At 36.3% G+C, this 12,355-nt stretch carries 13 protein-coding genes; 4 read left to right on the plus strand and 9 right to left on the minus strand.

All coding sequences use genetic code 11. The annotated features are described in order from the left end of the window. Window positions 1–10 precede the first annotated feature (10 nt). Window positions 11–1,156, minus strand: a complete 1,146-nt coding sequence (locus LfDm3_RS04000; RefSeq protein ID WP_039144315.1) for a cysteine desulfurase family protein — start codon at window positions 1,154–1,156, stop codon at window positions 11–13. A gap of 116 nt (window positions 1,157–1,272) precedes the next feature. Further along, the gene (gene ezrA / locus LfDm3_RS04005) at window positions 1,273–2,991 is read right to left on the minus strand and encodes a septation ring formation regulator EzrA (RefSeq protein ID WP_039144317.1); all 1,719 of its coding nucleotides are present in this window, start codon (window positions 2,989–2,991) and stop codon (window positions 1,273–1,275) included. A 332-nt stretch (window positions 2,992–3,323) separates the two neighbouring features. Between ezrA and rpsD the strand changes: the two genes are divergently transcribed. From rpsD to LfDm3_RS04030, 4 genes are all read left to right on the plus strand, one after another. Further along, window positions 3,324–3,929, plus strand: a complete 606-nt coding sequence (gene rpsD / locus LfDm3_RS04010; protein ID WP_039144319.1) for a 30S ribosomal protein S4 — start codon at window positions 3,324–3,326, stop codon at window positions 3,927–3,929. A gap of 108 nt (window positions 3,930–4,037) precedes the next feature. Further along, on the plus strand, window positions 4,038–4,499 hold the full coding sequence (locus LfDm3_RS04015) for a YueI family protein (RefSeq protein ID WP_010021970.1): 462 nt from the start codon (window positions 4,038–4,040) through the stop codon (window positions 4,497–4,499). A 14-nt stretch (window positions 4,500–4,513) separates the two neighbouring features. Continuing rightward, window positions 4,514–5,797: a replication-associated recombination protein A gene (locus LfDm3_RS04020; protein WP_039144321.1), complete on the plus strand. Its 1,284-nt coding sequence runs from the start codon at window positions 4,514–4,516 to the stop codon at window positions 5,795–5,797. Between the two features lie 359 nt (window positions 5,798–6,156). After that, complete coding sequence (locus LfDm3_RS04030; protein ID WP_010021967.1) at window positions 6,157–6,648, plus strand: universal stress protein; 492 nt, start codon at window positions 6,157–6,159, stop codon at window positions 6,646–6,648. 22 nt (window positions 6,649–6,670) lie between these two features. Here the strand turns inward: LfDm3_RS04030 and LfDm3_RS04035 are convergent, their stop codons facing one another. The 7 genes from LfDm3_RS04035 to mreB form a co-directional block, all read right to left on the minus strand. Continuing rightward, window positions 6,671–7,555 (minus strand): helix-turn-helix domain-containing protein, encoded by an 885-nt coding sequence (locus LfDm3_RS04035; RefSeq protein ID WP_191978922.1) that lies wholly within the window; start codon window positions 7,553–7,555, stop codon window positions 6,671–6,673. Window positions 7,556–7,572: 17 nt separating this feature from the next. Then, window positions 7,573–8,154, minus strand: coding sequence for a DNA-3-methyladenine glycosylase I (locus tag LfDm3_RS04040; RefSeq protein WP_082019966.1), 582 nt, complete (start codon window positions 8,152–8,154; stop codon window positions 7,573–7,575). 83 nt (window positions 8,155–8,237) lie between these two features. Continuing rightward, entirely contained in the window at window positions 8,238–9,374 is a 1,137-nt protein-coding gene (locus LfDm3_RS04045) for a D-alanine--D-alanine ligase family protein (RefSeq protein WP_039144329.1), read from the minus strand. Between the two features lie 94 nt (window positions 9,375–9,468). Then, complete coding sequence (locus LfDm3_RS04050) at window positions 9,469–10,665, minus strand: FtsW/RodA/SpoVE family cell cycle protein (protein ID WP_052236609.1); 1,197 nt, start codon at window positions 10,663–10,665, stop codon at window positions 9,469–9,471. 30 nt (window positions 10,666–10,695) lie between these two features. Further along, window positions 10,696–10,911, minus strand: coding sequence for a DUF2969 family protein (locus LfDm3_RS04055; protein ID WP_010021961.1), 216 nt, complete (start codon window positions 10,909–10,911; stop codon window positions 10,696–10,698). A 41-nt stretch (window positions 10,912–10,952) separates the two neighbouring features. Next, a complete protein-coding gene (yidD, locus tag LfDm3_RS04060; RefSeq protein ID WP_039144337.1) occupies window positions 10,953–11,228 on the minus strand; it encodes a membrane protein insertion efficiency factor YidD in 276 nt (91 codons plus the stop codon). A gap of 14 nt (window positions 11,229–11,242) precedes the next feature. Continuing rightward, window positions 11,243–12,256, minus strand: coding sequence for a rod shape-determining protein (gene mreB / locus LfDm3_RS04065; RefSeq protein ID WP_039144339.1), 1,014 nt, complete (start codon window positions 12,254–12,256; stop codon window positions 11,243–11,245). Window positions 12,257–12,355: the final 99 nt, after the last annotated feature.

The following is a 12,355-nucleotide window of genomic DNA, read 5'->3' on the forward strand; positions in this document are numbered from 1 at the left end:
TTATTATTAATTAGCTTAACTTTTTGAATTCTTCGTACAACTGATCAAACACTTGGTTAAATTGATTAGCTTCCTCTAATGTATTTTTGTCACCTAAAGAGATTCGAACTGCACTTCGCGCAATACTAGGATCGATGCCCATCGCATCTAACGTGCTAGCCGTCTCCTCCTTCTTAGATGAACATGCACTGGTGGTTGAAATGTAGATTCCATGTTCTTCAAACGCATGTACAATTGTCTCACCTTTAACGCCCTCGACTGCAAAACATAAAATATGAGGAGCAAAATGATCGGATAAACCAGAAAAAGTATGAACTTTATCAAATTTTGTAATATGATCATAAATTTGTTTTCGAATCTTTTGCTCGCTAGCGACACTTTCAGCCTCATGATCTGAAATGATTCTCAAAGCTTTAGCCATTCCAGCAATGGCTGGCAAATTTTCGGTTCCACTTCTTTGACCGCGTTCTTGACCGCCACCATCCATTAATGGAGCAATTTTTCGGCCATTTCTACCATAAATTAGTCCAATTCCTCTTGGAGCATGAAATTTGTGTCCTGAAAAAGTGACAAAATCAACCCGATCATTAAAAACGAGATCATGGAGACCTTTTCCCACGGCCTGAACAGCGTCAACGTGAAAGTGAATCTTAGGATATTTTCTTAAAACATCACTAATCTCATCAAGTGGTTCAACTGCTCCCATTTCGTTATTCACTGCCATAATGGAGACTAGAATAGTATCCGGTCTAATCGCATTTTCTAAATCTTGAGCTGATACTCGTCCTTCTTTATCAACGGGAAGGTAGGTAACATCGAACCCCAGATCCTCTAACGCGTGCATCGAATTCTTAACAGCTGCATGTTCAACCGAACTAGTAATGATGTGTTTTCCAAATTGATGTTTTTCCTTAGCAGTTCCTTTGATAACCCAATTATCACCTTCGGTTCCACCACTGGTGAAATAAATTTCATTGGGTTCCACTCCTAAAAGTTTAGCAATTTGGTTCCGTGACTGACTCAATAGATTAAAGGATTGTTGACCAAAGTTATGAAGACTGGAAGGATTTCCCCATATTTTTTCACTTACCTGATTATAAGTGTCCAGAACTTTACTATCCACTTTAGTCGTCGCACTATTATCAAAGTAAATCATTATGGCATCTCCTCTTATTTTTAATTCGTTCAAATTACAACAAATTTCATTATACCAGCATTACATCATAATAAAAACAAGCTGAATTATATAATTTCAATTCAACTTGTTTTTTATTATTTTTGGTTTTGTGAATCCTGTTTATTTTTATAATAGGCATTTTCAATTCTTTTATATGATCCCGGATTAGCCTTATCAATTGCCGTTGCAATTGTCTCTAGACTTTCAGGGTACTTATATTCATCATCAAAAAGATGTTTAGCTTTAGAAAGAGCACTACTAATCTCTGGATTTGAATTGCGGTAACGGTTAGCGTACTGCATGACCTGCTCTGCTAGAGACGAACTATCAATTAAATCATCAGTTTTTTCTTCGAGGGTATCCCGATCTGATTTAATGACACTAAGCTGTTTTTGCACATCATCCATACTGATCTTAACTTTATCCATGGTCCGGTTCAAATCTTTAATTTCATCAGCAACAATTCCAAAATAATCAACATAGTCCTGGGAAATTCCCGGTAAATTCAATTCATCAATCTTACGCTGAATACCATGAAGTTCTAAGTCCAGATCATCTAGAACTTGATGAGCCTTTTGCTCTTCATCCTTAAAGTCGGCCACGGAATCATTAATTAAGCGCTGTTTCTTTTCAATTTCATTGAGTTGACTATCACTACTGGTGATGTGCTCCAGAATACGAGTATAAATGGCTTCCTTATTATTGATGGCATCGCGATCTTTTTTATACGTATCCTCAATTTCATCAATTTGTTTGCCAAGAGCATTCGCATTGTCAATCTCACCATGTTCTAACGAATAGTTATGACTTAGTCGATCTAACTCTGAAATTAAAATCTGATTCTGTTTTTTGGCATGCTGAATGTATTCACCAGTGATTTTGAAATTCTTATCAACCTTTTTCTTAGCGACTAACTGCTTTTCCATTAAGTCATAAAGCCGATCAATTTTAGTTTCAATCTCATTATCCGAATCTTCCGCTAATTTTAGATCCAAATGGGCAATGTTTTTCAGATTATCCGAAACCGCACTTCTTAATTCTTCGAGTGAAACATCAAATTCATCATCTGCAAATTCATAGCCACTTGCATTCATCTTGGCATGGGTTGAACTAATTTCTTCAATCTGATTTTTGAATTCAACGTTATTAGTAGCAAAGATATGAGGGATCTTTTTAACGTCTAACTCAAGTTGGTCAGTTGATTTATTTAAATCCCCCAATATCTTATCGGCCTTTTCATGATCCCCATTTTTAGAAAGACTAGAAAAATCATCAAACGTCCCTTCGATGGTCGATAATTGATTTTCTAAGGCATCAATAGCTGGACCAAAGGAAGCATTTTTAGTCAATAACTTTTTCCTTAAATCTTTATAACGTGCCTCCAGATCAGTAATGGCCTTTTTATGTTCAGAATTTAACTGATTCATTTTGGCTAAAAATTGACGAATGACCTTCACATCATCTTCAGCCGTATTGACGGATTGTTCAGCTTCAGAACATTCATCACGGGTTTTAACAAAATTAACTCCTTTTGAATCACTTTTCACAGCTTCAACATTCTGCTTGATGGCTGGAATTAAACTGTTAGTAACATTATTAAAATCAGCCTGAGCACTATTAACACTACTCAGTGAATCTCCCGTTAGACCAATATCCTTTACCTTGTTAATTTCATTCTGCAGATTCAGATCATTCAACCGCTTAACGCGGCCCTCGATTCCTTCTGCAATCTTTAATAAATGATGTTGATACATGACAACTGCAAAATAAATCACAGCTACTACAACTAAAATTCCAATAATGACGTTAACCATTAAATATCCGTCCTTCAACAAATTAATTATGTATAAATTCTTTTCCTTGTTATTAAAATAATTATATCATAAATGGGCAAAACGTATGGTAGCATTCCCAATTTTTACCATCACAAATTCTAATGTTACATTGACTTTTATGCTTTAGTTTCATATAATTAGGCTTGTGTAAAATAATGCAGCAGTACGCGGTAAGCTCGTCAACATGTTCTTGCTACTTATAGTTTAATTAGTAACCCATTGGCTGCTGAGGCGAAAATTCAGAGGAATATGCACGAATACTAAGCGCACATCGTTATTTTACTCCAAATATTTTATTGGAGGATTCATTTATGTCAAGATATACAGGTCCAAGTTGGAGAATTTCTCGTCGTCTTGGAGTTTCTTTATCAGGTACTGGTAAGGAATTACAACGTCGCCCATATGCTCCCGGTGTTCACGGCCAAGGTCGTCGCCAAAAGCTCTCAGAATATGGTGTTCAATTACGTGAAAAGCAAAAGTTACGTTACATGTACGGTTTAACTGAACGTCAATTTTACTCATTGTTTAACCGCTCTGGTAAGATTCGTGAAGGTAAGCATGGTGACAACTTTGAAATTATGCTTGAAAGCCGTTTAGATAACATGGTTTACCGTTTAGGTTTAGCTACTACTAGAAGACAAGCTAGACAGTTAGTAAACCATGGTCACATCACTGTTGATGGCAAGCGTGTTGACATCCCTTCTTACGAAGTTAAGCCCGGCCAAGTAATCGGCGTTCGTGAAAAGGATAAAGATATGGGAATCATCAAAGAAGCTGTTGAGTCAGTTGTTAGCCGTCCTGCTTACGTATCATTTGATGCTGATAAGCTTGAAGGTTCATTAACTAGATACCCACAACCAGATGAATTAAATGCAGATATCGATACTTCATTAGTTGTTGAATACTACAACCGTTAAAATATTGTGTCTGTTCACAAAAAGGCGATCTCAATTGAGACCGCCTTTTTGTATCTCCATTTTCTTTAATGTTAAAATATAATAAATACCCAATAAGGAGCAAATATTATGGCAGATGACAAAGGATCAGTTCAAAATCGTCTCGATCAAGCAATGAGCGGGAATTCCCCTCAGATTAATCCTGATGAACAAAGAAAATACCTAGGAACCTTTCGTGAAAGAGTCGATTTCGCAATTACGGTTGCTGATGATAAAAACCAAAATGCGATTGATCAATTAAGTGACAAAATGAAACAACATCCTAATTACCAACTTTTCATTAATGGTAATATTCCTGAGGAACAGCAGCAACCCTACATGAAGTTAGCGAGCCAAAATAACGCTAAATTCACTTTGAAAAATAACAGTGCTTACGGAACTAAACCTGACGAATATGCGGTCGTTCTCGTTGCACCGGAAGCAATCCATCAAGATCAAATTGACTTTGACCCTGACAAAACTAGTAGTAAGAAACAAGACGATCAACCTAAAAAATCTGAATCGTGGTTCTCACGTTTATTTCATAAGTAGAAAGAAGATATATGATGCAAAAGCCCCTCGCCTATCGGATAAGACCTACTAAAATTGAAGATATTGTTGGTCAACAAGACTTAGTTGGACCGGGCAAAATTATTGATCGAATGGTAAAGGCAAAAATGCTATCATCGATGATTCTATATGGACCCCCTGGTACGGGAAAGACTAGCATTGCAAGTGCAATCGCTGGATCGACTAAATATGCATTTCGAATGTTAAACGCAGCTACTGATACTAAAAGGGATCTTCAGGCTGTCGCTGAGGAGGCAAAAATGAGCGGTACGGTGGTTCTTCTTTTAGATGAAATTCACCGATTGGATAAGACCAAACAAGATTTTTTGCTACCCTTACTTGAAAGCGGACAAATTATCCTCATTGGTGCTACAACTGAAAATCCATACATTAATATTAGTCCAGCCATTCGTTCCCGAACTGAAATTTTTCAGGTTCATCCATTAAGTAGTGATGATATTAAAAAAGCCGTTGAACGAGCATTAACTGATAAAGAGAATGGATTAGGTAAGTTAAACGTTAAAATTGATCATAATGCAATGAGCTTCTTAGTTCACAGTACGAATGGTGATTTAAGAAGCGCATTAAACGCATTAGAATTATCAGCTAAATCAACTGAACCCGATAAGGATGGTGTTATTCATCTTACCCTTTCCGACATTGAAGCTTGTCTACAAAAGAAGGCCCTCAGTCAGGATAAGAATGGTGATGCTCACTATAATGTGGTATCAGCCCTTCAAAAGTCGATTCGTGGCTCAGATGTCAATGCCGCCCTTCATTATGCCTCACGTTTAATTGAATCAGGTGATTTAAATTCATTAACCCGTAGACTAATGGTAATTGCATACGAGGATATTGGTTTGGCTAATCCTGCAGCTGCTGCTAGAACTGTTAATGCGGTGCAAGCTGCTGATAAGCTGGGTCTTCCTGAGGGACGGATTCCCTTGGCTGATGCGATTATTGATTTGTGCCTATCACCAAAATCTAATTCTGGCATTAAAGCTATTGATAATGCTCTATCAGATGTAAAATCAGGAAATTATGGCGATATTCCCAATCACCTTAAGGACACCCACTTTAAGGGTGCTAAGAAGCTTGGTCATGTTGGCTATAAATATCCACATAATTACCCAAATGATTGGGTGCAACAACAATATCTTCCGGATAAAATTAAGGATGCGAAATACTACCAACCAAAATTAAACGGAAAATACGAAAAAGCGTTAGCTGATCAATATCAAAAAATTAATGAAGCTGAAAAGCATCACGGAAAGGAATAGTTTTTAATGCTCATCAAAGTCTTAATGTTATTTTTCTCCGTAATTTTAATTATTAACGGAATCTACTTTTTAACTCATGCTCATAAAAGTTTCCTTCTCTTTCATCCTGAAAAATTCCCTTCATTAAGGATCATTTTAATTATTAGTGGAATCATACTGCTCGTAGTAGCAATTTTCGGGATTATTTCATTGTTCTTTGACAACACCGTTTTCACGTTGTTAGTCTTATGTGCCGGCTGTTTATGTGCTGTTATTCCAGAAGTTTTTATCATTCAGTACATGGATAAATAACCTTTATATCTGACTTTTCAAGTAAAAAATACTAGAATTAAGTTAAATAAAACATTGAGGTGGTTTTTATGCTACAAGAATACAATAATATCTTAGTTCCCGTTGATGGTTCATACGAATCCGAATTAGCTTTTAAAAAAGCCGTTGCTGTCGCCAAACGAAATGATGCTCATTTGCACATTGTTCACGTTGTGGATACTCGAGCTTTTCAAAATATTTCTAGTTTTGATACTTCCGTGGTTGAAGAAGTAACGCAAAACGCTAAGAAAACCCTAGAACAATATGCTCGTGAAGCCAAGGATGATGGTGTTGACAAAGTTGATTATTCAATCGAATATGGGGCACCTAAAACAATTATTTCTAAAGAGTTACCAACCAAATTAAACATTGATTTGATCATGATTGGAGCTACTGGATTAAATGCTGTTGAACGCTTACTAATTGGTTCTGTGACCGAATATGTAACGCGAATGGCTATTTGTGACGTTTTGGTTGTTAGAACTAACTTAAATAACCAAAAAGTTGATCCTAAAAAAGGAAAACAAAAAGTTACTAAATAAAACAAAAAAGCATTCGTTGAATTTAACGAATGCTTTTTTGTTTGGCAATTTTTAATAATTTATCAATTCTCCCACTATCACGAACCCCATTCAACAAGTTAATCTTGTTCTGGATCGCTTTAGCTTTTGAACATAATTTTTCCTGTTTATAACTCAAGTACTTCAAACTATAAAATGATTTCAAACAATAAAAAGAATATTTACGCTTTAAATAAGCAATCATCCGATTCGATTCATTGATAACCAGTTGGTAATTGTTAGAAATAAATGCAAAGGTAACAATCGCTAATCCTAACTTAATGATAATGTAGCGTTCGTTTAAATTCGTCTGCTTTTGATGAAGCAGATGATGCATTCTCATTAATGCATCATCTAAGTACTTATGGGCTAATTTTTGACATCCTAATCTACGATATGAGATGGCCATCCCTAAATAACTCCATGCTGTACAAACAATATTCGCCTTAACTGCATAGGTATCAATCATCGTATGAAAACATAAAGTGACTTCGTCTAAAGAAACACCGCAAAATAATTCAGCAAATCCACGTTCACAATAATACCGTCCCTTAATTTCTTTTGAATCAATATTTTCAACTTTGATCGTTTTGATGATGGTGTTGGCCTTTTCAAAATGATAGTGGAGTAAGTTACACTCAATTTGCTTCAATAATTCTTTGGCGTAGCAGTAATTATTAGAAACACACATCTCATCTAGATTCATCCCTAATCGTGATACAATCTTTGGGATAATACTCCATTGGTTAAAACAACCATCGTTTTCCAAAGCACTAATCGTCGATTGGGTACAAAGACCCTTTGCTAATTCTGCCTGGGTCATATGAAGGTCCAACCGTCGTTTTCTAATCCTAATTCCGATCTTTTTTAATAACGCTTTTGAGGGCATGATGACTTCCAAGCCCGTCATCTCCCTCTGTATTTCAAAATCTCATCGTGCCTAAAGCACTCAACATCATGATCATTAACGATTCCTGATGCTTGTAAAAAAGAATAGAGCGTCATGGGACCAACTCTTTTAAAATGGTATTTCTGAAACATACGCTTAAACTTTTCCATCATTGGTTTCATTTCATCCAAATTAACTTGATCATTACTAACTAAATGATCAATTGGCGTGTAATTAACTAACTGCCATAGTTGGTCAAAAAAATGGATGTTTTGCGCTTCTAATTCAGCCATAATTTGGGCATTCGTTAAAATTGCCTCAATTTTAGATCGATTTCGAATTCCTCGGACATCATTCAAGGCTCTCCTTCTAACCTCCTCGAAATGATAAGCTAGGTAACCGAAGTCAAATTGATGATAAATATCATCCAATCCATCTAATTTTTTTAAAATTAGATTCCATTGGAGGCCAGCTTGCATAATTTCAAGTGACAAATCTCGAAACAATGATTGTTCATCATAATCAGGAACGCCCCATTTGGTATCATGATAATCCATTAGTTGTGGACTTTTAGTAGCCCAATCACATCTTTTCATCATTATCACCTCCTACCAAGTAAATACGCAACAATTCTTAAAAACAAAAAAGATTATGACTAAATTAAGTCATAATCTTTTTTTGTTTATTTATCTTCATAAACTTTTTTCTGGTCACCCTTTTGAAGTGGCTTAAAATCATGAAGAATTTTAGATTGACGATTAAACTCCGCATATGCTAATTCAATTAATTGATCAATCAAATCGGTGTAACTAATTCCAGAAGCTTCCCAAAGTTGAGGATATAAAGAAATGTTTGTAAAGCCAGGCAAAGTATTAACTTCGCTTAAATATGGTTTGAAGTCTTTAGATACCAGAAAATCAATTCGAGCCATTCCTTTTAATCCAAGTGCTTTGTACGCTCCAAGTGCCATTTTAGTGATTTGCTCATCAACTCCATCAGGTAATTGAACTGGGATAGTAAATTGGACCTGACTAGCATCTACAAACTTATTGTCATAAGTATAGAATTTATCATCAGCGGGAACCTTAATTGCACCAAGTTTAGAAGCCTTAGGGTCCTCATTTCCTAAAATAGAAATTTCAACCTCTTCAGGACCTTCAATGGCTTCTTCGATCAAAATTTTATTGTCATAACGAAAAGCATCGTTTAATCCACTTTCTAGTTCTGCTTGATTATGAACCTGGTGAATTCCAATTGAAGATCCTTGATTAGCGGGTTTGATAAACATTAAAGAACCCAACTTTGCTGCCAACTTATCATAATTCCAATCTTTTCGATTATCTGGAGTTAACAATACATATTTAGTGTTGTTAATCCCAGCTTCATCTAAGATTTTCTTAGTAATGTCTTTATCGTATGCCATGGATGAAGCTAAGATTCCACTACCCACGTAAGGCTTGTTCATTAAACGCAACAACCCTTGAATCGTTCCGTCTTCACCAAGATTTCCGTGAATAATTGGAAAGAAAACATCAATATCACTAGTACTATCAAAATTAATGATAGGTGCTAAGGGATTATTCATGTCTAACTTGGGAATCTCGTCTTTTACTACATCAGCTTCATCCTCACCGTCAAATACACGGTGAGAAGCTTCATTGCTCAAGACAATTCCATTTTTGGTAATTAAGAATAAGCTGACTTCGTACTTATCCTTATCCATCGCATCATAAATATTATGCGCGGATCTTTTTGAGACGTCGTGCTCTGATGAATTTCCACCGAATAATAGCGCAACGTGCTTTTTATTTTTAGTCATTTTCGCACCTCTGTCGTTCATAATAGAACCTTAAGTATAACACAAAAAATTCATTGTAGATGAAACCAAATAAAAAAGCATGAATAAACATGCTTTATGAGAAATTCTTTTCTGTACTGAACATTGAGCTCTTATTATGGTATTGCATTGACATTATCAACCCAATCCCTATCATATTACCAATTAAGGCTGATCCTCCTTGACTCACAAATGGAAGTGGAATACCAGTCATCGGAAGCAATCCGATACTCATTCCAATGTTTTCAAAAACATGGAATAAGATCATCATGATTACTCCACTAGAAATGTAGGCATAGAAAACATTCTTAGTTTCAAAGGTAACTTTAATCATTTCATAAATTAATAAGAAATAAAGTAAAATCAATAAAACGCCACCAATGAATCCAAAGTTTTCTCCCATTACGGAAAAAATCATATCAGATTCACGAACTGGCACATACACTTTAGAAACGTTAAATCCAGTTCCGGATAATCCTCCCGAACCGACAGCTTTCATACTTTGCCACAATTGAAACCCTTGGTTACTCGTATCTGACTCAGGATGCAACCAGGTATCAATTCGAGCAAATTGATAAGCTTTGAAACCAAAGTTTCCTAGTAATGCTCGTCCCTCTTTGGTAATAGCCAGGGTAAGAGCAATCACGCCTAAACCACCAGTCACTCCAAAGATGGGACCGAGGATTTTCCAAGTAACTCCCGAGACAATCATCATGCCAGCTAAAATAGCAATAAACACGATGGTCGTACCAAAATCATTTTGTAACTTCAACAGAATTACGATTGGAATTGTCCACAAAATCATTTTACCAAGTAGTGCCCAATCCGTTCGTGGCTCATGAATGGGATGTTCATTATTATGGGCAGCAATCACCTTTGCTAGCATCAAGATGTACGCTGGCTTCATAATCTCTGATGGTTGAAATGTTAGTGGACCCAGTTGAAACCAACTCTTAGCACCGGTCTGTGCTTCATAAGATCGACTGTATAAGAAAAGGACAGCAACTAGAAGAAAGATTCCAAACCAATACGCGTATGGCGCAAGTTTCCACAACTGTTCAGAATCAAACTGCATCACAACGACAATCGCAATTGCTCCAATTGCGTACCATACTAGTTGAGATACCACCGCTTTTACGACACTAGTCTGACTAGTATCATGACTTGCTGCTACAAAAATTGAGCCTAAACCTACCAAAGCAAGCATCAGTACACAAAAGATAATTCCCCAATCGATTCGATTATCGTCTATATCTTCCGACTTATTAAACACGATTAGAACTCCCTTTTTATAAGATCATACTTATCTTTGATGTAAATTATACTCTCTTATTACTTCAGCGACAGCATCTTCCTCACTATTTTCATGAAAAGTTTTATCACCGATTACGCAAACAGATTTCCCATTTTTTTCTTCAATTGTACCAACGGTATGGCCACCAATTTGAACTAACTTTAACGCTTTTTCTTCTGGATCCTCGACGATATTAACTCCAATTTGTTTTTCTTTTCTCGACACTTCTAAAACCTCCTAGAATAAAAAATAGTTGATAAAATCAACTATTTTAACTTCATTGAGCGACGATAATCTTCTTCAGCTTTCTTATTTCTACCCAGTGAAAACTTCCTTGGAACGGGATCATATCCACCTTTTACAAGTGGATTGCATCGTAAAATTCGGGCGGTACCCATCAAGATCCCTTTAAAAGCTCCAAAGCGGTCGATTGCTTCAAGCGTGTAATGGGAACAAGTCGGTGAGTAACGACAACTAGGCGGAAATAACGGTGAAATAAAATGCTGATAAAATTTAATTAAAGATATAAATATTCGTTTCAACTTTTTTCTCTCAATTATTTTCTACTGAAGAACCCTCGACTCTTCTTAGTGTTACTCATGTGTTCTAGCATTTCACCAGCACCTTTAGCAACGTTATCTAATGGATCTTCAGAAATATAAACTGGAACCGTCAAAGCATTCGCAATTACAGTGTCAATGTCTTTAAGTAATGCTCCGCCACCAGTTAACATAACACCACGATCAATAATATCAGCTGAGATTTCTGGAGGAATGGTTTCAAGAACTGCCTTGGCTCCGGATACAATTGAATTAATAGATCCATTAATGGCTTGAGCAACCTCTTGACTAGTAATGGTTACCGACTTTGGCATCCCACTGACTGAGTCACGACCTCTAACTTCCATTTCTTTGACATCTTGACTTGATACGTCAGCCGTTCCAATCTGCATCTTGATTCGTTCAACAGTATGTTCTCCAATGATGAGATTATGCTCTTGTTTTAAGAAATTAACAATGTCACCATTCATAACGTCACCGGCAATTTTCAGTGACTTACTAGCCACAATATCTCCAAGTGAAAGAACCGCAATATCTGAGGTTCCCCCACCCATATCGATGACCATACTACCATGTGGTTGATAAATATCCATTCCCGCACCAACAGCAGCTACCTTTGGTTCTTCTTCGATGAAAACCTGTCCACCAGCTGCTCGTTCTGCTGCTTGAATAATTGCTTTTCGTTCAATGTTAGTGATGTTTGTAGGAGCACAGATCATTGTCTGTGGTTTAGAAACAACGCCCTTAACGCTTAATTTACTAATAAAATATGAAAGCATTTCCTGAGTGATGTCAAAATCAGAAATTACTCCATCTTTTAATGGTCGAATGGCTTTGATGTTTCCGGGAGTTCTTCCAACCATCTGGTAAGCTTCAGTACCAACCGCTAATACCTTATTAGTCTTTGTATCAACGGCAACTACAGATGGTTCATTAAGAACAATACCCTTTCCTGTAACGTATATAAGAACGTTAGCAGTTCCTAAATCAATCCCAATATCTTGTGCCATAAAAATACTTCCTTCCGTAACATCGTTTAACTAAATTATAGCATATTCATAATAGCAAAAGAGAATTATCACATACGAAATTATCTAAGCTTTTCTAAC

The organism is Fructilactobacillus fructivorans, from assembly GCF_000814735.1.
Classification (GTDB): Bacteria; Bacillota; Bacilli; order Lactobacillales; family Lactobacillaceae; genus Fructilactobacillus; species Fructilactobacillus fructivorans.